Raw genomic sequence first — 21,959 nt, forward strand, 5'->3', positions numbered from 1 at the left:
GCGGTTCGCACAGGTGTGCGGTAGCCGGAGTCGGGTAGCATGCGGGTCATGCTCTCGGACATCTCCATCGCCAACCTCGGTGTCATCGTCTCGGCGACCGCGGAACTCTCCGGCGGGCTGACCGTTCTCACCGGTGAGACCGGCGCCGGCAAGACCATGGTGGTGACCGGTCTGCGGCTGCTCACGGGCGGTCGCGCCGACGCGTCCCGGGTGCGCTCAGGATCCGACAAGGCCAGCGTGGAGGGTCATTTCGACGTCTCCCAGCTCAGCGACACCGCCAGAGCGGAGCTCGCGGAGCGGGCCCAGGCAGCCGACGTGGAGACGGACGAGAACGGCGAGTACATCGCCGCCCGCACCGTCAGCGGAACCGGCCGCTCGCGCGCCTTCCTCGGCGGACGCGGGGTGCCCGCGGCCACATTGCAGGACTTCACGTCGCCACTGCTGACCATCCACGGGCAGAACGACCAGCTCCGCCTCCTTGCGCCGGAGCAGCAACTCGCCGCCCTGGACCGGTTCGACCCGGCGATCGCGCCGCTGGCGCAGACCTACCGCACCGCCTACACCGGCTGGCGCTCACTCGCGCGTGATCTCGCGGAGCGCACCCGCTCGCGTCGCGAGCTGGCCCAGGAGGTGGACCGGCTGAACTTCGCCATCGGTGAGATCGACGCGGTCTCGCCCGAACCGGGGGAGGACTCCGAGGTACTCGAGCAGATCCGCCGGCTCCAGGACGTCGACGGCCTGCGTGAGGCCGCCACCACGGCCCTGACCAGCATCGACGGCCCCGAGGCCCTGGGCGGGTACTCCGACGAGGAACCCGCCTCCACCCTGATCGGCCGTGCGGCCGAGGCGCTGGGTTCTTCCGGCGACAGCGCCCTCACGGCTCTGGGGGCCGAGCTCACCGACGTCACCTCCCGGCTGTCCACGGTCACCGGCGAACTGGGCAGCTACCTCGCCGACCTCGCCGTCGACCCGGGGCAGCTCGACTCGCTGCTCCACCGACAGCAGGAACTGAAGTCCCTCACCCGCAAGTACGCGGCCGACGCCGACGGCGTGATCGCCTGGCGGGCCAAGGCGGCCAAACGGCTGGCCAAGATCGATACGTCCTCCGAGGCGCTGGAGGCGCTGACCACCCAGGTCGCAGAGGCGGAGAAGTCCGTGCGCTCGGCAGCGAAGAAGCTGAGCAAGGCCAGAAGATCAGCCGCGGAGCGCCTCGCCGCCAGCGTCACCGAGGAACTCCGCGGCCTGGCCATGCCCAAGGCCCGGCTCGAGGTCGCCGTCACCCCGGCCGAGCCCGGCCCTCACGGCGCCGACGAGGTGGAACTCCTGCTCGCGCCCAACGACGCCACGGAGGCCCGAGCGATCGCCACGACCGCCTCCGGCGGCGAGCTGTCCCGGGTGATGCTGGCCCTGGAGGTCATCCTCTCCGCCGGTACCCGCGGCGCCACGCTCGTGTTCGATGAGGTGGATGCGGGCGTCGGAGGCAGGGCCGCGGTGGAAATCGGGCGTCGATTAGCACGACTGGCCACCGACAACCAGGTCATCGTGGTCACTCACCTCCCGCAGGTCGCGGCCTATGCCGACACCCACCTGCACGTGGCCAAGAACGTCGGGGACGAGACCGTCACCTCCGGGGTGATCACCCTCACCGACGAGCAGCGCGTCGAGGAACTCGCCCGGATGCTCGCCGGCCTGGACGACACCGAGACGGGCAGGGCGCACGCGGCGGAGCTCTTCGAACGTGCGCGCTCGGAGGTCTCCGGATACCGGAGCTGACCACCCGCGCGCCTCCACCACTTCCGGGACAGTTGGCAGCACAATCACCGGTTATGAGTCCTTCCACCCGTGCTTCCGACGCTGTCGGCGCCTCGGACACGTCCCCGCTTCCCGACATCACCGGCACCCTCCGGGACTGCTCTCCCACCGGCAAGGGGCGCCGCAAACTCCGCGCCGGCGACATCGCCGTCATCGACGCGCCGAACATCTCCCGTCGCGAGGCCGAGTACCTCGTTGACGCCGCCCCCGCGGCCGTGGTCAACGCCGGGCCCTTCACCACGGGATCGGCACCGCACTTCGGCCCGCTCATGCTTCTCGACGCCGGTATCCCCCTGTTCGAGAACGCCGGTGCAGAACTGCGTGCGGGCTTCCGCGACGGAGCCAAGAAGGGCCGCATTGAGGCGGACGGAACCGTGCACAACGGCTCCAAGCTGCTCGCCTCCGCGACCCCGCTGAAGCGCACCAGCGCGGAGTCCTCCTTCGCCGGAGCGCAGACCTCGCTGGTCACCCACATGGAGTCCTACTACCGCGACAGCCTCGAGGTCATCCACACCGAGGCCCCGCTGCTCATCGACGGCCTCGGCGTGCCCGACATCGGCGACGATCTCTCCGGGCGCAAGGTGCTCGTGGTCAGCCCCGGCGCACAGCACCGAGAACAGCTGCGCGGGCTGCGCAACTTCATCCGCGAGTACGACCCGGCGATCATCGGGGTCGGTGCCGCGGCGGACACGCTCGTCGAGATGGGTTACGAACCCTCCGTGATCGTCGGCGACCCCGCCGACGTCGACGCCGAGACGCTGCGCGGCAATGCGCGGGTGATTCTTCCCGCGGACGCCGACGGCAACGCCGTCGGTCTGGAACGCATCCAGAACCTCGGGGTGGGCGCGCTGACCTTCCCGGCCACCATCGAGTCGCCGACCGACCTCGCACTGCTGCTGGCCGCCGAGCATGACGCGGAGCTCATCGTCAACGCCGGAGCGCCCCTCAACCTCACCGACGTCTTCGCGGACACCGACCGCGCGACCCCGGGCTCGGTGCTCACCCGGTTGAAGCTGGGGGAGCGGCTGGTGGACGCCGCCGCCGTGACCAACCTCTACACCGTCAACCGCACCGGAGGCGCCAGCCTGGCCTGGCTGTGGGCGCTGCTGGGTATTCTCGTCGCGCTCGCGACGATTGTCCTCGTGGTCGGTCTCGGCGGGGACAGTAGTTTCACGCAGAACCTCGTGGACGCGTGGAACTCCCTCGCGCTGTGGTTCCAGGGCCTGTTCCGTTAACTGATCCAGTGAAAGAGAGCTGAACATGCGCAGAAACTCCTCGGGCCGCGGCGCCATCTTCACCGCCGGGCTGGGCTTCGGCGTCGCCGCCGGTGTCGCACTGGGCGCCCTGGTCATTGCACCGAGCATCCCTGGGGCGGACACCTCTGCGGGGCAGTCTGCGCAGGCGGCCGAGGACCCCGCCACCGCGCCGGAGCCCACCACCTCGTCTGCCCAGCCGACAGAGGAGGACTCGGCCGAGCTGGTGGCCGGTGCCCTCGCGGATCGCCCGGTACTGATCTTCCGCACCGCCGATGCGGACGAGGCCGCGCAGGAGGAGCTGCAGCATCTGCTCGCCGGCTCCGGGGCCATCGACGCGGGCACGATCACCCTCAACGACAAGTACTTCGCCTCCGACGCCGAGGGCGTGACCAAGGTGAGTGAGCTGCTGGCCACCGCGCTCCTGCTCAACCCGGAGACGGGGGAGCCCGAGGCCCCGACCGAGGACCGGGCCCGCGCCCTGCAGACCCTGCGCGACACCGGGTTCATCGACTACGAGGACGGGACGATCCTGCCCACCCAGGGCGTCGTGCTGCTCACCGGGAAAGCCGGTGAGGAGAACACGGTGGCCAACCAGGCCCGCTTCCTCGACGCCGTGGACCGCGCCGGTGGCGCGACCGTGGCCGCCGGTCCGATCGAGTCCGCGGAGGACGGGGCGCTCATTGCGACGCTGCGGGCGGAGGGAGCGCGCACCAGCACCGTGGACTCCTTCGGTGAGCCCTGGGCCGCCGCCAGCGTGGTCCTCGCGGTGGCGCAGCGCATCGGCGGTGAGTCGGGCAACTACGGCGCCGCGGAGAGCGCGGATGCCAGGACACCCGAACCGCAGAGTTAGGCTGGGTCAATGACTAGTTCCGCACCCGGCAGCCACGAATTCACCGTTACCGGTAGCGAGCTGCTCCTGCAGTCACCCATTCTGGCGGTGCGGCGCGACCGGGTGATCATGCCCGGCGGGGCAGAGAAGACCCGCGAGGTGGTCGAGCACTTCGGCGCCGTGGCCGTCGCCGCGGTCGACGAGGCCGGCAACGTCGCGCTGCTCCGGCAGTACCGCCACAGCGTGGGCACCCGCCTCACCGAGATTCCCGCCGGCCTCCTGGACATCGTGGACGAGGACCCACTGGTGGGAGCGAAGCGCGAGCTCGTCGAGGAGGCGGGCCTCGAGGCCGCCGACTGGAGTGTCCTCGCTGACCTGGTGACCTCGCCCGGCTTCTGCGACGAGGCCTGTCGCATCTACCTCGCCACCGGCCTGCGCGAGGTGGAACGCCCCGTCGCCGAGGGGGACGAGGAGACCGACCTCACGTTGGACTGGGTACCGCTCGCCGAGGCCCGCGCCCGGGTCCTCCGCGGGGAGATCAGCAACTCCATCGCCGTCGCCGGGATCTTCGCGGCCAGCGAGGTCGTCGAGCGGGGCGGCGATGCCCGGCCGGCCGAGGCTGGGTTCCCGCTGCGGCCCACGGCTCTGGCCCGGCGCCGCCAGGATGCCGGGGCGCGCCCGGACATGAAACAGATCTGACATGTCCGTCGATCCGCGCGCGCTGGCGGAGACGTGGCTCAGCCACCTGGCCGTCGAGCGCGGCCTGAGCCAGAACACCCTGAGCAACTACCGACGCGACGTACTGCGTTATCTCGACTGGCTCGACGACGCCCGCCTCAGCGACCTGTCCGCGGTCACCACCGCGGACGTCGAGGCGTATGTCACCGACCTGCGCACGGGCAGGACCGGCCGGCCAGCGTTGGCCGCCTCCTCGGCCGGCAGGGCGCTGGTGGTCGCGCGGGGCCTCCACAGGTTCGGGGTCACGGAGGGTGAACTCTCCGTCGACGTCGCCGCCGAGGTGTCCCCACCGGCCACCGGGCTCTACCTCCCGGACACACTGAGCATCGACGAGGTCACCCGGCTGCTCGAGGCGATTCCCACGGGTGAGGTGGCCACGGCCGTCGATACGCGAGACCGGGCACTGCTGGAGCTGCTCTACGGGACGGGCGCGCGGATCTCGGAGATCACGGCGCTGAGTGTCGACGACGTCACGGACACCGACGGCATTCTCACCATCACCGGAAAGGGCAACAAGCAGCGCATCGTTCCCGTCGGATCGGCAGCCCTGGACGCGGTGGACGAGTACCTCGTGCGAGCCCGCCCACTGTTTGCCACCGGCAAGTCGCACGCGCTGCTGCTCAACACCCGCGGCGGCCCGCTGTCGCGACAGAGCGCCTGGGCGGCGACGAAGGCGGCGGCGCAGCGGGCGGGGATCGAGAAGCAGATCTCCCCGCACACCCTGCGCCACAGCTACGGCACCCACCTGCTCGAGGGCGGAGCAGACGTGCGTTCGGTGCAGGAGCTCCTCGGGCACAGCTCGGTGACCACCACGCAGATATATACCCACGTCAGCGCCGAGAACCTACGTCGCGTCTGGCGGGAAACACACCCGAGGGCGTGAACTTTGGGTAAACGTGTGTAGGGTGTCAAGACGTCTTGTATAGTCTTGTTCCCCAACCCTGCGGGAGCCTTGTCACCGTTAAGGAAAATCCCGTGCACAACGCCCGACCCAGAAGAGCCGCTGCCGTGATCGCAGACGTGGCCATCGCCCTGATCTCCACCCCCGGACAGACTGCGACCGCGCAGATCCCGTCCGGGATGAACATGGAGCAGATGAACGCCGTGCTGGCGGCCCCGATCGCCGTCGCCCCCGGAGAGACCACCACCGTCGACCTCGGGGTCCCTGTGCAGGGCGGCTACAGCGGCGAGGGCTGGGACGTGCATTCTGCGGGCACTGTCGTGACGGTCACCGCACCGGAAACGCCGGGCGCGTCGACCGTGGTCACCTTCAACGCGCTCGGGCAGACCCGGTCAGTCACGTTGGTCACGGAGCAGGGTGCGGCCCTGCCTGCCCCGGGTGAAGCGCCGGGCGCCGCGGCTGATGCGGCCGCTCCGGCCCCGGCTCAGGCCCAGGCCGCACCCGGAGCCGAGTCGGCCCCCGCGGCCGCTGCTCCCGAATCCTCCGCGCTCCCTGCAGCAACAACCCCTCCGCGCCAACCCGCCGAGCACGTCGACACCGCTGAGACCAGGTACATCGACCTGCCCGCAACGATCGACGGCAACGTCCTCACCGTAAAGCTCGGTGCCCTGGAGGCCGCCAACCTGCTGCGCGAGTTCAACCAGGTCGACCGGGAGAACGTCACCCTGCGCTACGTCGACGTGAACAACCAGGTGATCGAGAACGTGGAGCGGGAGATCGACACCGAGGCACTCTCCATGACCCTGACCTACCCGGAGGGCCAGACCCCGGACAACCCGTTCCACATCCAGGTCGTCGGCCCGGGCAACTGAGTATTCGTAGGTGTGAAGGCCACCCGATCGTGTGGTTGGGGGCCAGCGATATTGCCTGCGGGGGCCGGCAGCCGTCGTGATGGGGGCCACCGGCGTCCGCAGGACAATTCCTACTGGCTCATGGTGACGTGCTCGCGCATGTTGTGGGTGCCGGTGTCGACCCAGATCGTGTTATGCACGATCCGGTCCATGATCGCATCGGCATGCACCCCGGATCCGAGCCTTTGATGCCAGTCTTTTTTCGCGTACTGGGTGCAGAACACCGTCGACGCGGAGTCGTAGCGGCGTTCCAGTAGTTCCAGCAGCATGCTGCGCATGGCCTCATCCGGGTGATCCAGCAGCCACTCGTCGATAACCAGGACGGTGAATGCGGCGTACTTCTTGAGGAACTTCGTCGTCCCCTGGGGTTTGTCGCGTGCGGTGGCCCAGGCTTCCTCCAGATCCGGCATTCGGATGTAGTGCGCCCGGTACCGGTGCTGGCAGGCCTGCTTCGCCAGCGCGCACCCCAGATAGGATTTCCCTGACCCGGTGAACCCCTGGAACACGACATTCTGGTGGCGCTCGATGAACCCGCAGGTCGCCAAGGTAGCCAGCAGGTTGCGATTCAGTCCTCGTTGCTCGACCAGGTCGATCCGACGCAGATCAGCTGCCGGGTAGCGCAGGCCGGCCCGGCGGATCAGCCCGTCGACCTTGCCGTGGGTGAAGGTGGCATACGCCTCATCGACGATCAGGTGCAGCCGTTCCTCGAATCCCATCCCCAGGACGAGGTTCTCGTCTTCGGCGTCGATGGCCTCCAGCAGGGCGGTCGCGCCCATGTCGCGGAGTTTGCGTGTGGTTTCCATGTCGATGCCGCTCATTTCACGTCTCCTGCGTAGTAGTCGGCGCCGCGGACGAATCCGCCTTCCTCGACCGGTTCCTCCCGTGGTGGGCGTTGCCGGGTGGCCTGGTCCTGCCCGGTGGCCAGGATCGGGTGCAGGTGCACGTACCGCGGGGACCGGACATGCCCGGCCAGCGCCAGCCTGCAGGCGTCCTCGACCCGCTCGGCGGAATACCGCCGCGTCAACCGCAACACCGCCAGGGCGGCATTCAGGCCCTGCTCGTCGACGGCCACCGATTCGAAGATCCGGTTGACCACCACCGTCGCGGACGGGCCGACCCGGCCTGCCCACTCCCGCACGCGCGGGGCGTCCCACGGTTGGTAGCGCTCCCCGGCGGGTAGATCAGCGTCGTTGGTGCGGTACTGATTGGCTGATCCCTCGGGAAACAGCAGGTGGCTGCTCACCCTTTGCTGGCCGGAGTAGATCTGCAGGACACGGTCGGTGATCCGCAGATCTACGCTTGTGCCGATATGGGTGACTGGCACCGAGTAGAAATTCTTCTCCCACACCACGTGCCCGTTGCGCCCGACCCTCCGGCCGTAGACCCACCGGCTGATCTCATAGGCGACCTGCGGAAGCCCGGTCAGCAGGGGTTGTTCCTCGGTGGTGAACACACTGGCCCGGGAGCCGTCCCGCTTCTGGAAAGGCTCGGCGTTGTAGGCCGCGACCTGTGCGGTGACCGCGGCCGTCAGCTCCGGCAGGGATGTGAACTGCTGGTCGCGTAGCCGGGCGATGACCCGCATCGCGACATGCCACACGGTGTTTTCCACGCTCGGCTTGTCCTTCGCTTTGCGTACCCGGCCCGGCAGCACCGCGGCCGAGTAGTGTGCGGCCATCTCGCGGTAGGCGTCGTTGAGGACGATCTCACCGTCGCGGGGATGGGTGATCACCCCGGTTTTGAGGTTGTCGGGCACGATCCGCGGTACCGATCCGCCGAAGGCGGTGAACATCGCGACATGGGCCCGCAGCCAGGACTCCTGCGTCATGTCCAGACTCGGGTAGACAAACGAGTAGCGGCTAAAGGGCAGGCACCCGACGAACAGGTACACCGGCCTCGGGGTACTACTGATCGGGTCAAGCAGGGTCATCGTCGGCCCGGACCAGTCGACCTCGACGCTCTGGGCGGCCTTGTGTCCCACCCTCGACGCTGCTCCCGTGACCAGGACGTGGCGCTGGTAGGTCCGGCAGAACCGGTCGTAGCCCATCGCCGGCGCTCCGGTGGCGACGCATTCATCGGTGTACTCGCCGTGCAGCAGCTTCAGGGTCACGCCGACCCTGGCGAGTTCCCGGTGGATTTTCTCCCAGTCCGGTTGGGCGAACACGCTGTGGTGCTGTCCCCGGCCCGGGAACAGCAGGTCATAGACCTCGTCCTCGGGACGCTCGGCGACATCATCCCAGCTCACACCCGCGGTGTCGGCGGCTTCCAGTACCGCGGTGATGCTTTTTCGGGACATGCCCTGCGACGCGGCGATCGTGCGTCCGGACAGGCCCTCGGAGCGTAGCTGCAGTATCAGCTTCGCTCTGATCTTTCGTACCATTGGCTTGCTCCTTCCGCCGTGTGCCCTATACACACGGCGGGAGGAGCGTAAGCGTGGTGGCCCCCGACCGCACCACGAGTGGCCCCGACGCCTACGAACCCGTCCTCAGCCTGCCGGCCCCCGGACACGCGACCGGTGGACCCCAGTAAAGCGAATATTCAGCAACGTCGCGCACGCCATCATCCGACTCACCGCAGCGGAGACCGAGCCCGCCGCGCGCACCGCCGTGGAGGCGGCAGCCGTGGGGCCGGATCTGGGTTCGGACGGCGCTCCCGCCGACTCCTCCGGTCCGGGTCGTGCCGTGTTCCTGGGCGGAGGGCTCGCCGTGCTCGTGGTCCTCGGTCTGATCGCAGCCGCCTTTGTGCGTCGCACCCGCGCGACCCAGGACAAGCCTGCACACTAGACACACCCTGGTTCACGGGGTGTCGCCGCACCCCGCGCCGCGCCCGTTGTACGCTTAGCTACTAACAGCGATGTAATTCGTGCCGGATACCGACCCCAGTCAAGGAAGAGGGTGTGACTGTGAGCGACAGCGGCCTGTTCGAGGAGCCGGAAACCGGCCTGACCGGACGACCCAGGCGCGTGCCCGCACCGGCACCCCAGCTGGACAAGCACGGCCCGGCGCGGGTGATCTCCATGGTCAACCAGAAGGGCGGGGTGGGCAAGACCACCACGACCATAAACCTCGGGGCCTGCCTCGCGGAACAGGGCAGGCGCGTCCTGCTCGTCGACCTCGACCCGCAGGGCGCTCTGTCCGCCGGCCTGGGTGTCGCCCACGACGAGGAACTGGTCACGGTCTACGACCTCATGCTGGACAACACCACCTCGATCCACTCGGCGATCCACAAGACCAACGTGCCCGGCCTGGAGCTGGTCACCGCGAACATCGACCTGTCGGCCGCCGAGATCCAGCTCGTCAACGAGGTCGGCCGCGAGCAGACGCTGGCCCGGGCCCTGCGACCGGTGCGCCGCGACTACGACTACATCATCATCGACTGCGGGCCTTCCCTCGGCCTGCTGGCCGTGAACGCGCTGGCCTGCTCCGACGGCGTGATCATCCCCATGGAGTGCGAGTACTTCTCACTCCGTGGCCTGGCGTTGCTCACCGACACCGTGGAGAAGGTGCGCGACCGCATCAACTTCGACCTGGAGATCATCGGCATTCTGGTGACGATGTTCGACCGGCGCACCACCCACGCGCGCGAGGTCATGAGCCGCGTCGTGGAGGTGTTCGGGGACCAGGTCTTCGACACCGTCATCACCCGTACCGTCAGATTCCCGGAGACCTCCGTCGCCGGCGAGCCGATCACCACGTGGGCACCGAGTTCGCAGGGGGCGCAGCAGTACCGCAACCTCGCCCTCGAGGTGATTGAGCGAACCGGCTAGATCACTCAGCCGTGACCGCCACCATCCAGGTCGGCCCACGCTCGTCCACCGTCGATGGATCGGGTGTCGCCGAACAGCCCGAGATCACGGGGTTCACCCTCGCCCTGACCAACTTCGAGGGCCCGTTCGACCTCCTGCTCCAGCTCATCGGCGACAAAAAGCTCGACGTCACCGAGGTCGCGTTGTCCGAGGTGACCGACGAGTTCATCGGCTACACCCGCGAGCTCAGCCGCTCCGACGCGCTCGAGGAGACCACGGAGTTTCTTGTCGTCGCGGCGACCCTGCTGGATCTCAAGGCCGCCCGGCTGCTGCCCCGGGGAGTGGTCGACGACGAGGAGGACCTGGCCATCCTCGAGTCCCGCGACCTGCTGTTCGCCCGCCTGCTGCAGTACCGCGCGTACAGCCGGGTCGCGGACCTCTTCGCGGACTGGCAGCGTGGCGCACGTCGTCGTTATCCCCGCACCGTGGGCATGGAGGCACAGTTCGCGGATCTGCTCCCGCCGGTCGCCCTCGGACACACCCCGGCGAGCTTCGCCCAGCTCGCCGCGGGTGTGTTCCGCCCCCGCCCACCGGAGGAGGTCGGCCTGGGCCATATTCACAGCGACACCGTCTCCGTCCCTGAACAGGCCGGCAAAATCCTGGAGACCCTCCGGCTCCTCGGCGCACAGCGCTGGCTGAGCTTTGCCGCGCTGACCCGCGACTGCACCGCGAGCATGGAGATCGTCGGCCGATTCCTGGCACTGCTGGAGCTGTACAAGGCCCGCGCCGTGGAGACCGAACAGCCCGAGGCGCTGGGCGAGTTGAGTGTCTCCTGGACCGGCGCGGACGTGGATCCAGCCGTCGTTGCGGCCGCGAACTGGGAGTAGCGTGTGCCCCCATGAGCCTGCCCCTGCACTCTCAGCTCCGCTCACGCCTGGAATCCATCCTCCTGGTGGTGGACAACCCGGTCACCGTCGAGACCCTCGCACGCTCCCTGGCCACCGATGCCGGGGAGGTGGCCGACTGCCTGCGCGCCATCGCCGCCGAGTTCGACGAACGGGGGTCGGGGTTTGACCTGCGCGAGACCGCCGAGGGCTGGCGGCTCTACACCCGGCCCGAATACGCGGACGCGGTGGAGAAATTTCTTCTCGACGGCACGCAGACGCGTCTGTCACGCGCGGCCCTGGAGACCCTCGCGGTGGTCGCGTACCGCCAGCCGGTCACCCGCTCACAGGTCTCCGGCGTGCGCGGCGTCAACGTCGACGGGGTCATGCGCACGCTCGAGCTGCGGGGACTGATCACGGACGTGGACACCGACCCCGCCACCGGTGCCCACAAATACGCCACCACCGACCTGTTCCTCGAGCTGCTCGGGATCGACTCCCTGGAGCGCCTGCCGGACCTCGCGCCACTGCTGCCGGATATCGACTCGATCGACGTCGACTTCTGACCCTGTTTCCGCGGAATGTGCCTGTTCGGGGGCTCATAGGTTATGGTGGACAGGTATTCTGCACTTTTCCTCATGCCCGTTCGCGGCAGAGGCAATCCCCCATAGAGAACAGGACACGATTACCGTGACCCCACCCGCTCGCCGAGACGGCACACCGGACAAGAAGGACCAGCCCAGGCGCAAAGACAGTGACCGGCTGATGTCCAACGCCAAGCCGGCCCGCCGCCAGAACGTCAGCCACGAAGAACGTCGGCAGGCAGCCGAAGACCACCCCCTCGCAGATGCGTGGTGGGAGGACGACAAACCCGCCGACAGCCCCAGCGCCGCGGCACCGACCGCGCGCGTCGAGCGCCTGCAGAAGGTACTCGCCCGGGCAGGCGTGGCTTCTCGTCGTCACGCGGAAATCATGATCGACAACGGCCAGGTCGAGGTCAACGGCAAGATCGTGCGCACGCAGGGCGTCAAGGTCGACCCGGACGTGGACATCATCCGCGTGGACGGCACCCGCGTCAACGTCAACGAGAACCTCGACTACTTCATCCTCAACAAACCCCGCGGCATCGTCTCCACGATGTCCGACGACGAGGGCCGCCCGTGTGTGGGCGATCTTCTCGCGGACCGCATCGCCTCCGGCAACCGCCTCTTCCACGTCGGACGCCTCGACGCCGACACGGAAGGCCTGCTGCTGCTGACCAACGACGGCGAGCTGGCCAACCGCCTCATGCACCCGCGCTACGAGGTGAAAAAGACCTACCTGGCCACCGTGCTCGGCGAGGCCGGCGCCAAGCTCATCAACGCCTTCAAGGAGGGCGTCGAGCTCGAGGACGGCGTGGCCAAGGCCGACTTCGTCCAGATCGTGGACAAAAACCAGGGTTTCTCCCTCGTGCGTGTCGAGCTGCACGAGGGCCGCAAACACATCGTGCGCCGCATGTTCAAGGAGGTCGGCTACCCCGTCCAGCGCCTCGTGCGCACCAAGCTGCACACCCTGCAGCTGGGGGAGCAGAAGCCGGGCACCATGCGCGCGCTCAACGATTCCGAGCTGACCTCGCTGTACAAAGTGGTGGGAATGTGAGCATCTCCAACATGCCGGACGGTGGCCTGATCCTCGCCGTCGACGGCCCCTCGGGCACGGGCAAGTCCACCACGTGCCGCTCGCTGGCCAAGCAGCTGGATGCAAAGTACGTCGACACCGGGGCCATGTACCGCGTGGCCACCCTCGCGGTCCTGCGCGCCGGCGTGGACCCGGCGGACACCGATGCCGTCATCGCCGCCACCGCCGATCTGCCGCTCGAGGTCAACAACGACCCCGACTCCACCTCGGTCATCTTCGCGGGCGAGGACGTCTCCGCTGAGATCCGGGGCGCCGAGGTCACCCACAACGTCTCCGCCGTCTCCGCCATCCCCGAGGTGCGCGCCAACCTGGTCGCCCTCCAGCGCCACCTGGCCGCCACCGCGCACCGCGCGATCGTCGAGGGCCGCGACATCGGCACGGTCGTGCTTGTCGACGCCCCGGCCAAGGCCTTCCTCACGGCCTCGGCCGAGGTCCGCGCCCGCCGCCGCTTCGACCAGGACATCCGCGCCGGACGCGACGTCGACTTCGACACCGTGCTCGCCGACGTCCAGCGCCGCGACGAGCTCGACTCCTCCCGCGCCGCCAGCCCGCTGCGCCCCGCCGAGGACGCCGAGATCATCGACACCTCCCACATGAGCCGCGACGCCGTCGAGCAGCGCCTCATCGAACTGCTGAAGGAGTCCTCCCGATGAGTGACCGCCGCAACACCCCTGACCAGCCAGAAGAAGAGACCCAGTTCGTCTACCACACCCCCGATGGCGGAGAGATGGACGCCAGGGACGTCTTCCACGACGAGGAGGAGCTGGCACCCGGCGCCGGTTGGGCATCCAGCGACTTCGACGAGGAGGAGTTCAACTACGAATTCTCCGAAGACGACGAGGAAGACTTCGACGACTCCGACTTCGGTGAGGCGCAGTATGACGACGACATGGATGACATGGACGATGAGGACTGGGAGAGCGTCGAGGAGTCCTTCGGCATCGCCCGCCCGGACACCGTCACGGAACTTCTGCCCACCGTCGCGATCGTCGGCCGCCCGAACGTGGGCAAGTCCTCGCTGGTCAACCGGTTTATCGGGCGCCGCGAGGCCGTCGTCGAGGACTTCCCCGGCGTCACCCGCGACCGCATCTCCTACCTGAGCGACTGGAACGGTCAGCGCTTCTGGGTGCAGGACACCGGCGGCTGGGACCCCAACGTCAAGGGCATTCACGCCGCCATCGCCCGTCAGGCCGAGGGCGCCATGATCGACGCCGACGTGATCATCCTCGTGGTGGACACCACGGTGGGCATCACCGAGACGGACGCGGTCATGGCCGACCGTCTCAAGCGCGCCGAGCAGCCCGTCATCCTCGTGGCCAACAAGTTCGACTCGGAGTCGCAGTACGCGGACATGGCCGAGTTCTACGCCCTCGGTCTCGGCGACCCGTGGCCGGTCTCCGCGCTGCACGGTCGTGGCGGCGCCGACGTGCTGGATGAGACGCTGAGCAAGTTCCCCGAGGTCCCGCGCAAGAGCTCGATCACCGAGGGCCCGCGTCGAGTAGCTCTCGTGGGACGGCCGAACGTGGGCAAGTCTTCGCTGCTCAACAAGTTCGCCAAGTTTGAGCGCAGCGTCGTGGACAACGTCGCCGGCACGACGGTCGACCCGGTGGACTCCATCATCGAGCTGGAGGAGAAGACCTGGCGGTTCGTCGACACCGCGGGCCTGCGCCGCAAGGTGAAGAACGCCCAGGGCCACGAGTACTACGCCTCGCTGCGTACCCGGGGTGTCATCGACGCCGCCGAGGTCTGCGTCCTGCTCATCGACGCCTCCGAGCCCATCACCGAGCAGGACCAGCGTGTCCTCGGCATGGTGCTGGACTCCGGCCGCGCCTTGGTCGTGGCCTTCAACAAGTGGGACCTCATGGAGGAGGATCGCCGCGACCTCTTCGACCGGGAATTCGACGAGATGATGACCCACGTGCCCTGGGTGACCAAGGTGAACATCTCCGCCAAGACCGGCCGTTCGCTGCAACGCCTCGAGCCCGCGATGCTGGAGGCACTGGAGAGCTGGGACCGACGCATATCGACGGGTCAGCTCAACACCTGGCTGCGCGAGGCCATCGCGGCCAACCCGCCCCCGATGAAGAACAACCGCTTGCCCAAGGTGCTCTTCGCCACCCAGGCGTCGACCCGGCCGCCGACAATCGTGCTGTTCACCACGGGCTTTCTCGACGCCGGTTACCGCCGCTACCTGGAGCGCAAGTTCCGCGAGCGCTTCGGTTTCCACGGCACCCCGGTCCGCATCGCCGTGCGTGTCCGCGAGCGCCGAACGAAGAAGAAGTAGTTCGCCGGGGGTAAGTAGAGGGTGCGCCAGTTCACGCGAGCCGTTTAGTTGTGCGTCGCAACGCAGGGTAAATTTTCAGGACAGTTACATACAACTCCGAAAAGTTCCCCGAAAGGTGCGCGCCATGTCCTTCCCCCGTATCAAGAAGTTGGCCACCCTGGCAGCGGTCACTGCCGCAGCCACCCTCTCCCTGACCGCGTGCGGCGACTCGGGCTCCGACTCGGCCTCGTCGGCGGACGGGGGAGAGAGCTACCACATCGGCATCAACCAGCTGGTGCAGCACCCGGCGCTCGACGCGGCCACCGAGGGCTTCAAGTCCGCCTTCGAGGACGCTGGCGTCGAAGTCGAGTGGGACGAGCAGAACGCCAACGGCGAGCAGGCCACCGCGCTGACCATTGCGCAGCAGTTCGCCTCGTCCGACCTGGACCTTGCCCTGGCCGTCGCCACGCCCGCCGCGCAGGCCACCGTGCAGAACCTCACCGACGTCCCCGTGCTGTTCACCGCCGTGACGGACCCGGTCGAGGCGGACCTCGTCGACTCCCTGGAGAAGCCCGGCGACAACGTCACCGGCACCTCGGACGCGGCCCCCTTCGAACAGCAGCTGGAGCTGCTCACCCAAATCGTTCCGGAGACCAAGACCATCGGCATCGTCTACGCCTCCGGCGAGGTCAACTCGCAGGTGCAGGTCGACGCCATGACCGAGGCCGCCAAGAAGCAGGGCATCGAGGTGGTCATCCAGACCGTCACCAACGTCACCGAGATCCCCCAGGCCGCCGAGGCCATCGGCGACGTCGACGCGTTCTACGTGCCCACGGACAACATGGTCGTCTCCGGCCTGTCCTCGCTCATCCAGGTCGCCGAGGAGAAGAAGATCCCCGTGATCGGCGCCGAGGAGGGCACCGTCGAGGGCGGGGCCGTGGCCACCATCGGCATCGACTACGAGGAGCTCGGCCGCCAGACCGGCGAGATGGCGCTGCGCATCCTGCAGGAGGACGCCGACCCGGCCGAGATGCCGGTCGAGACCGCCTCGGAGTTCACCTACGTGGTCAACGGAGCAGCCGCCAAGGCCCAGGGCGTGACCATTCCGCAGGAGATTCTCGACGAGGCCGAGACCGTATGATCGGGGCGCTAGAACTCGGCCTGCTCTACGGGGTCATGGCGCTCGGCGTCTACCTCACCTTCCGCATCCTCAACTTCGCCGACCTCACCGTCGACGGCTCGTTCACCACCGGCGCGGCCACGGCCGCCACGGGCATCGTCGCGGGCTGGAACCCGTTCCTCGCCACTGCCGCAGGCTTCGTCGCGGGTTTCCTAGCGGGCATCGTCACCGGCCTGCTGCACACCAAGGGCAACATCGACGGTCTGCTCGCCGGTATCCTCACGCAGATCGGTCTGTGGTCGATCAACCTGCGCATCATGGACGGCGCCAACATCCCGCTGCTGCGCACCGACTCGGTGTTCACCCCGCTCGAGGACGCCGACCTGCTGGGCACCTGGGCGGGAGTGGTGCTGTTCGCCGTGGGCATCTCCGTGCTGGCGCTGATCGTGCTGTGGTTCCTGCGCACCGACCTGGGGCTGTCCATTCGCGCCACGGGTGACAACGCCCAGATGATCACCTCCTTCGGTGCCTCCACGGACAACAACAAGATCCTCACCCTCGCGCTCTCCAACGCCCTGGTGGGCATGTGCGGCGCGCTCGTCGCGCAGTACCAGGGCTTCGCCGACATCTCCATGGGTATCGGCCTCATCGTCGTGGGCCTCGCCTCGGTGATCCTCGGCCAGGCCATCCTCAGCCAGCGCAACCTCTGGCTGGCCATCTTCGCCGTCGTCGTCGGCGCCGTGCTCTACCGCATGATCATCTTCGCCGCCCTGTCCATCGGCCTGAACCCCAACGACATGAAACTGGTCTCGGCGGTCCTGGTCATCGGCGCACTGCTGGCACCGCAGGTGCGCCAGAAGTTCGGGCGCCGGAAGCCCAACGTGCCCGACGCGGTGCCCGCCGCGGCCTCGGCCGGCGCGAAGATCCCCGAGACCGTCGCGGAAAGGACCTGAAAGCGCCCATGCTCAACGTCAACAACATCTCCCGCACGTTCTTTCCCGGAACGGTCAATGAGCGCCGCGCGCTCGTCGACCTCAACCTCGTGCTCAACAAGGGCGACTTCGTCACCGTCATCGGATCCAACGGCGCGGGCAAGTCCACGCTGCTCAACGCCATCTCCGGCCGCCTCCCGGTCGACCGGGGCCAGATCACCATCGACGGGCACGACGTCACCAAGACCCCCGAGCACCGCCGAGCCCACGAGGTCGGCCGGGTGTTCCAGGACCCCCTCGCGGGCACCTCGCCCGAGCTGACCATCGAGGAGAACATGGCCCTGGCCTTCAAACGTGGCCAGCGCAGAGGCCTGGGCCGCAGCCTCAGCTCGGCCCGCCGGGAACGGTTCGTCGAGGAGCTCAAGACCCTCGAACTCGGACTGGAGAACCGCCTCACCGCGAAGGTCGGCCTGCTCTCCGGCGGCCAGCGCCAGGCACTCTCGCTGCTCATGGCGGGCATGTCCGAGCCGAAGATCATGCTTCTCGACGAGCACACGGCCGCCCTCGACCCCCAGCGGGCCGACCTGGTGACCACCCTGACCCAGCGCATCGTCGAGGACGGAGGCCTGACCACGCTGATGGTCACCCACAACATGGAGCAGGCGATCCGCCTGGGCAACCGGCTCATCATGATGCACGAGGGCCGGATCGTCTACGAGGCCGACGACGAGAAGAAGGCCGGGCTCACCGTGCATGACCTGCTCGCGGAGTTCGCCAACATCAAGGGAGCGACCCTATCCGACAAGGCGCTGCTGGGTTAGCTTCGGTCGGCCCACTCATAGAACGCCCGGATGCCGGCCTCGTGTGAGTCGTACGAGGCCGATTCTCCGTCCACGTCGAGCTCGACCACCCCGTCGGGGGAGACGATCTGGATGACACACGTTGATTCGTCGAGGCCGTGGACAAACTCCGTGTGGGAGACGATGCGCTCGTCGTTTCCCCGGAAGCCGCCGTACCTCCCCGCCACCGGGTAGTTCGACCCGGCCACGTCGATGAGGTCGGCGGAGTTCGGCTCGCCATAGCTGACCCAGGCCATTGTCTGCTCGACCGCCTCGTCGATGCTGTCCAGTCGCTCGCTCATACCCGCCGACCCTAGCTAAGGGCGACGCAGGAGGAAAGCGTCCGTCCGGTAGGGGATGGAGAGCAGCTGCCCCGGGGCGAATCCCAGCCGGTCGAAGAGGTACCACCGCAGGTTCTCCGCTACCCGGTCCCTGATCTTTTCGTCGGAGCGCAGCCAGTAGGAGCGGGTCTGCGCCAGCAGGAAGATCTCGTCGGTGGTGAGGTTCTGGTGCCACCGGCAGCGCAGCTCCCTCTCGATTCGCCACGGATCGTCAACCTCGGGCAGGAACCCTTCGCGCTGAATGTCGCCGGAGTGGATGATCCTGGCCAGGCGGAGAATCCACGGGTGGGAGACATCCAGGGTGTTCCACGCTAGCACCACCGATCCGCCGGGCCGGATGATCCGGTCCAGCTCGGTGCAGGCCGCGCGGACGTCAACCCAGTGCCAGGTCTGTGCGACGGTGGCGGCATCTACGGAGTCCTGCGCCAGCCCGGTGGCCTCGGCCGTGGCCCGCCACACCGGGATGTCGAATCGATTCTTCAACACACGGGTCATGTCCCTGGAGGGATCCAGCGCGAGGACCTCGCGGCCGCACAGAAGGGAAGCGGTGAGTTTGCCGGTGCCGGCACCGATGTCGACCACGCTGCGGGCGGCGTCGATAAGCTCCGTGACCTCGGGAGGATAGGACGGTCGCACCGAGTCGTAGATGTCCGCGCCGTGGGCGAAGGCTCCGGCGGAGGCCCACCGGTGGGCGGCGTCGGAAAAGCCCGGCGCGTCTTTGGCCGAGGCGGGTCGGGAAAGGGAATCTCGCATCGTGGGGCCCAATCTACCTCCCGTAGGATGACCAACCATGAGTCGCGTTCTCTCCGCCGCCCGGCCCGGGCGGTCGCTGGCAGCGGTGTGTGTGGCGGTGCTGGCGCTGGTTCTCGGGGGCTGTGCTCCGCTGCAGCCCATGGGACAGCGGCAGCCGACCACGACCTACACCATCACTCCCGAGACCGTTGCTCCGGCGACACCCGCGACCGCCGATGCCCCGAGCGACGCTGAGCCAGCACCCGTCGACGGACCCGTCGCACCGGGCACGAGCGGACGGATCAGGGTCACCGTCGATGGGCGGGAGCGGGACTTCCTGCTGCACGTCCCGGAGGGGTATTCGCCGGAGCAGAACTGGCCGCTCATCCTCGCCTTCCACGGCTGGCGCGAGCGCGCGGAGACCCTGGAGGACACCACCCGGCTGGACTCGGCCGCGGCGCTGGTGGCGTACATGGAGGGGGTGGACCAGGCCTGGGCGCCCGCGCCCTACGCCTCAACCTCCATGGCCGAGGATCTCGCCTACTCCCAGGCCGTGGTCACCGCGGTGGACGACGCCTACGACGTGGACGCGGACCACATCTCGGTCATCGGCTTCTCCAACGGCGGGGGATTCGCCGCGGCACTCGCCTGCCAGATACCCGAGCAGATCTCCGGGGTCGCCACCGTGGCCGCCGCGTACTACGAGAAGGTGCACGAGAACTGCAAGGACACTCCCGTCGCCCACATCGACCTGCACGGGACGGCCGACGACGTGATCGGCTACTACGGCGGGGAACGCCACGAGACCGCCTATACCTCCGTCGATGACGTTTTGGAGAACGCCGCCGAACGCAACAACTGCTCCGGCCCGGTCACCGCGACCCGGGAAACCGCCGGCACACTGGACTTCCGGTGGTCCGACTGCGACCGGCCGCTCGAGCACATCCGCATCGGCGGCGGGGGACACGTGTGGCCGGGCGGCACGAAGGACGCCAACGACGAGCTCGGCGACGGCTACGGCACGTACCGGATCCTGCGTTTCTTCGGCATCGACTGGACGGAATGGAAGGGCAATTGAGCAGCCCGCCCTTTAGGCTGTAGGCATGTCTGACACCGCGAAGCGTTCCGTGATCATCTACAACCCCGTCAAGGTGGACGTGGAGCACCTCCATGCAAAGGTCGACGCCGCGGTGGCCGAGTTCGGCTGGGGCCCGGTCGAATGGGTGGAGACCACCGAGGACGAGCCGGGGGAGTCCCAGGCCCGGGAGGCCGCGGCCTCGGGGGCGGAGATGGTGGTCGCCTGCGGTGGCGACGGCACGGTGCGTTCGGTTGCCACCGGTCTCCACGGCTCCGACACCGCCCTGGGCATCATTCCCGAGGGCACGGGCAACCTGCTGGCACGCAACCTGGGCCTGCCGCTCGACTTCAACCGGGCGGTCCGCGCGGCCTACGCAGGGCGGGACAGGTCCATCGACTTCTGCCACGCGGACGTGGTGCGTACCGATGGCTCCGAGGAGCGCATCCATTTCGCGGTCATGGCCGGGGTGGGCATCGACGCGCAGATGATCGTCAACACCGACGATGACCTGAAGAAACGTTTCGGCGTCCTGGCCTACGCGGTGGCGATCTCCAAGTCCCTCGGCGGCGGCGACCGGATCCAGGTCCGGCACCAGCTCGACGACGAGCCCCCGGCGACCAGCAAGGCGCACTCGGTCATCATCGGCAACTGCGGCGAGCTCGTGGGCACCATCCAGCTGATTCCCGACGCCGAGCCGGACGACGGGATCCTGGACATCCTGGTCATGCGGCCGAAGGATCTTCTCGGCTGGGGCCAGATCTTCGGGTCGATCTTCTGGCACATGGTGTCCAAGTCCGTGGCCAAGGCCGTCGGAAACACGGACCGCCGCCGTGGCATGCACCGCAACATCTCCACGCTGAGCTACCAGACCGGCAAGAAGTTCACCGCGAAGCTCTCCAAACCCGAGGTGTTCGAGGTCGACGGCGACACGGTGGGCACGGTCACCGAATTCAGCATCGGCCTGGAGACCCGCGCGCTCACCGTCCGGGTCAACTCATGACCCTGCCCCGCTGCTCGGACGTCCACGTCGAACCTCTCCCGGGTTCCGCGAAGCAGGGCTCGGTGTTTGTCTGCTTCGAGCACCCCGGTGGCTGGAGCCGCGACGTCCTCGACGGCGGCACCTTCGGCCCCGAACTCACTGCACGCCTGAAGTCCGCGCTCAAGGGCCGGGCCGGGCTGCAGCTCATCCGTCGCCCCGGCCGAGAGGGCCGCCTGGTGGAGCGCCCGCACCTGTTCATCGTGCATGCGCAGTCCGCGACCACGGAGCTCCTGCGCGTCGACGGGCCCGAGGCCATCCTCGACCTCGAACTGGAGACACCCATGGCCAACGGCGGCACCGCGGTGGCGGAACCTCTGCTGCTGGTGTGCACGCACGGAAAACGTGACCTGTGCTGCGCGGTCAAGGGCCGCCCCTTGGCGGCGACGCTTCGCGACGGCCCCCTCGGACACTCCGTCTGGGAGACCTCCCACACCAAGGGCCACCGCTTCGCCCCGGCCCTCATGCTCCTGCCCTGGGCCTACAGCTATGGCCAGCTCAACGAACCGGCTGCCGCCTCGCTCCTCGAGCACGCCCACGCGGGTGACTTTTTCCACCCGGGAAACCGCGGCCGCGGCGTGTTTGATTCCGCCGGGCAGGTCGCCGAGCTCGCGGTGGCGCAGCGCCTCCTGGAGGCGGGGGAGCGCCTGCGCTTCGGCGATCTCACGGCCACCGGCGGGCAGGTCTCGCATATCGACGGCCGCTGCTGGGCAGTCGACATGGAACGCACCTACGTCGAGGGGGCGATCGCCTCCTGCGGGAAGGCGCCGAAGGCGGCCAAGGTGCTGGTGGCCCGGTCGGTGGAGCAGACCGGGTAGGGCAGAAAAGCAGAAAGCAGGTCAGAGGATTTCTCCTCTGACCTGCTCTT

At 68.2% G+C, this 21,959-nt stretch carries 23 protein-coding genes; 19 read left to right on the forward strand and 4 right to left on the reverse strand.

Annotated elements, in window-relative coordinates:
- Positions 1-48 precede the first annotated feature (48 nt).
- From recN to CDOO_RS06845, 6 genes are all read left to right on the forward strand, one after another.
- Entirely contained in the window at positions 49-1,773 is a 1,725-nt protein-coding gene (recN, locus tag CDOO_RS06820) for a DNA repair protein RecN (protein ID WP_026159507.1), read from the forward strand.
- A 53-nt stretch (positions 1,774-1,826) separates the two neighbouring features.
- The gene (gene steA / locus CDOO_RS06825; protein WP_018023007.1) at positions 1,827-3,047 is read left to right on the forward strand and encodes a putative cytokinetic ring protein SteA; all 1,221 of its coding nucleotides are present in this window, start codon (positions 1,827-1,829) and stop codon (positions 3,045-3,047) included.
- Positions 3,048-3,072: 25 nt separating this feature from the next.
- Positions 3,073-3,918 carry a copper transporter gene (locus tag CDOO_RS06830; protein ID WP_018023008.1) on the forward strand — a complete coding sequence of 282 codons (846 nt, stop codon included), beginning with the start codon at positions 3,073-3,075 and terminating at the stop codon, positions 3,916-3,918.
- Positions 3,919-3,927: 9 nt separating this feature from the next.
- On the forward strand, positions 3,928-4,596 hold the full coding sequence (locus CDOO_RS06835) for an NUDIX domain-containing protein (RefSeq protein WP_018023009.1): 669 nt from the start codon (positions 3,928-3,930) through the stop codon (positions 4,594-4,596).
- Position 4,597: 1 nt separating this feature from the next.
- Entirely contained in the window at positions 4,598-5,518 is a 921-nt protein-coding gene (gene xerD, locus CDOO_RS06840) for a site-specific tyrosine recombinase XerD (protein WP_018023010.1), read from the forward strand.
- A gap of 92 nt (positions 5,519-5,610) precedes the next feature.
- Positions 5,611-6,408: a hypothetical protein gene (locus tag CDOO_RS06845; RefSeq protein WP_155861401.1), complete on the forward strand. Its 798-nt coding sequence runs from the start codon at positions 5,611-5,613 to the stop codon at positions 6,406-6,408.
- 110 nt (positions 6,409-6,518) lie between these two features.
- On the opposite strand, the gene CDOO_RS06850 is transcribed toward CDOO_RS06845, so the two are convergent.
- Both CDOO_RS06850 and istA read right to left on the reverse strand, forming a co-directional pair.
- The gene (locus CDOO_RS06850) at positions 6,519-7,265 is read right to left on the reverse strand and encodes an ATP-binding protein (RefSeq protein WP_018023087.1); all 747 of its coding nucleotides are present in this window, start codon (positions 7,263-7,265) and stop codon (positions 6,519-6,521) included.
- On the reverse strand, positions 7,262-8,824 hold the full coding sequence (gene istA, locus CDOO_RS06855) for an IS21 family transposase (protein ID WP_038573144.1): 1,563 nt from the start codon (positions 8,822-8,824) through the stop codon (positions 7,262-7,264). Before istA ends, CDOO_RS06850 begins: the two co-directional genes overlap by 4 nt.
- Positions 8,825-9,065: 241 nt before the next feature.
- On the opposite strand from istA, the gene CDOO_RS13935 reads away from it, so the two are divergent.
- The 10 genes from CDOO_RS13935 to CDOO_RS06900 all read left to right on the forward strand — a co-directional run bounded on the left by CDOO_RS13935 (position 9,066) and on the right by CDOO_RS06900 (position 17,886).
- Positions 9,066-9,227 (forward strand): hypothetical protein, encoded by a 162-nt coding sequence (locus tag CDOO_RS13935; protein WP_155861314.1) that lies wholly within the window; start codon positions 9,066-9,068, stop codon positions 9,225-9,227.
- A 119-nt stretch (positions 9,228-9,346) separates the two neighbouring features.
- Positions 9,347-10,210: a ParA family protein gene (locus CDOO_RS06860; RefSeq protein WP_018021596.1), complete on the forward strand. Its 864-nt coding sequence runs from the start codon at positions 9,347-9,349 to the stop codon at positions 10,208-10,210.
- A 23-nt stretch (positions 10,211-10,233) separates the two neighbouring features.
- Entirely contained in the window at positions 10,234-11,076 is an 843-nt protein-coding gene (locus tag CDOO_RS06865; protein ID WP_051064036.1) for a segregation and condensation protein A, read from the forward strand.
- Between the two features lie 11 nt (positions 11,077-11,087).
- Positions 11,088-11,639, forward strand: coding sequence for an SMC-Scp complex subunit ScpB (gene scpB, locus CDOO_RS06870; protein WP_018021598.1), 552 nt, complete (start codon positions 11,088-11,090; stop codon positions 11,637-11,639).
- A gap of 124 nt (positions 11,640-11,763) precedes the next feature.
- Positions 11,764-12,711, forward strand: coding sequence for a pseudouridine synthase (locus tag CDOO_RS06875; RefSeq protein ID WP_026159304.1), 948 nt, complete (start codon positions 11,764-11,766; stop codon positions 12,709-12,711).
- Positions 12,708-13,403 (forward strand): (d)CMP kinase, encoded by a 696-nt coding sequence (gene cmk, locus CDOO_RS06880; RefSeq protein ID WP_018021600.1) that lies wholly within the window; start codon positions 12,708-12,710, stop codon positions 13,401-13,403. The genes CDOO_RS06875 and cmk overlap by 4 nt, the downstream gene beginning before the upstream one ends.
- The gene (der, locus tag CDOO_RS06885) at positions 13,400-15,034 is read left to right on the forward strand and encodes a ribosome biogenesis GTPase Der (protein ID WP_018021601.1); all 1,635 of its coding nucleotides are present in this window, start codon (positions 13,400-13,402) and stop codon (positions 15,032-15,034) included. Before cmk ends, der begins: the two co-directional genes overlap by 4 nt.
- A gap of 124 nt (positions 15,035-15,158) precedes the next feature.
- Positions 15,159-16,154, forward strand: a complete 996-nt coding sequence (locus CDOO_RS06890) for an ABC transporter substrate-binding protein (protein WP_018021602.1) — start codon at positions 15,159-15,161, stop codon at positions 16,152-16,154.
- The gene (locus tag CDOO_RS06895) at positions 16,151-17,086 is read left to right on the forward strand and encodes an ABC transporter permease (RefSeq protein ID WP_018021603.1); all 936 of its coding nucleotides are present in this window, start codon (positions 16,151-16,153) and stop codon (positions 17,084-17,086) included. The genes CDOO_RS06890 and CDOO_RS06895 overlap by 4 nt, the downstream gene beginning before the upstream one ends.
- Before the next feature lie 8 nt (positions 17,087-17,094).
- Positions 17,095-17,886: an ABC transporter ATP-binding protein gene (locus CDOO_RS06900; protein ID WP_018021604.1), complete on the forward strand. Its 792-nt coding sequence runs from the start codon at positions 17,095-17,097 to the stop codon at positions 17,884-17,886.
- On the opposite strand, the gene CDOO_RS06905 is transcribed toward CDOO_RS06900, so the two are convergent.
- The gene (locus CDOO_RS06905; protein WP_018021605.1) at positions 17,883-18,206 is read right to left on the reverse strand and encodes a hypothetical protein; all 324 of its coding nucleotides are present in this window, start codon (positions 18,204-18,206) and stop codon (positions 17,883-17,885) included. The two genes, CDOO_RS06900 and CDOO_RS06905, sit on opposite strands and share 4 nt — an antisense overlap.
- Positions 18,207-18,221: 15 nt before the next feature.
- Positions 18,222-18,998 carry a class I SAM-dependent methyltransferase gene (locus CDOO_RS06910; protein WP_018021606.1) on the reverse strand — a complete coding sequence of 259 codons (777 nt, stop codon included), beginning with the start codon at positions 18,996-18,998 and terminating at the stop codon, positions 18,222-18,224.
- Between the two features lie 37 nt (positions 18,999-19,035).
- Here CDOO_RS06910 and CDOO_RS06915 point away from each other — a divergent pair, with 37 nt between their 5' ends.
- Genes CDOO_RS06915 through CDOO_RS06925 form a run of 3 tightly spaced genes read left to right on the forward strand, consistent with a single transcriptional unit; the run spans position 19,036 to position 21,909 of the window.
- On the forward strand, positions 19,036-20,055 hold the full coding sequence (locus CDOO_RS06915) for a CE1 family esterase (protein ID WP_018021607.1): 1,020 nt from the start codon (positions 19,036-19,038) through the stop codon (positions 20,053-20,055).
- 25 nt (positions 20,056-20,080) lie between these two features.
- A complete protein-coding gene (locus CDOO_RS06920) occupies positions 20,081-21,055 on the forward strand; it encodes a diacylglycerol/lipid kinase family protein (RefSeq protein WP_018021608.1) in 975 nt (324 codons plus the stop codon).
- Complete coding sequence (locus CDOO_RS06925) at positions 21,052-21,909, forward strand: sucrase ferredoxin (RefSeq protein WP_018021609.1); 858 nt, start codon at positions 21,052-21,054, stop codon at positions 21,907-21,909. The genes CDOO_RS06920 and CDOO_RS06925 overlap by 4 nt, the downstream gene beginning before the upstream one ends.
- The last annotated feature ends 50 nt before the right edge of the window (positions 21,910-21,959 follow it).

Source organism: Corynebacterium doosanense CAU 212 = DSM 45436, from assembly GCF_000767055.1.
In the GTDB taxonomy this organism is placed as follows: Bacteria; Actinomycetota; Actinomycetes; order Mycobacteriales; family Mycobacteriaceae; genus Corynebacterium; species Corynebacterium doosanense.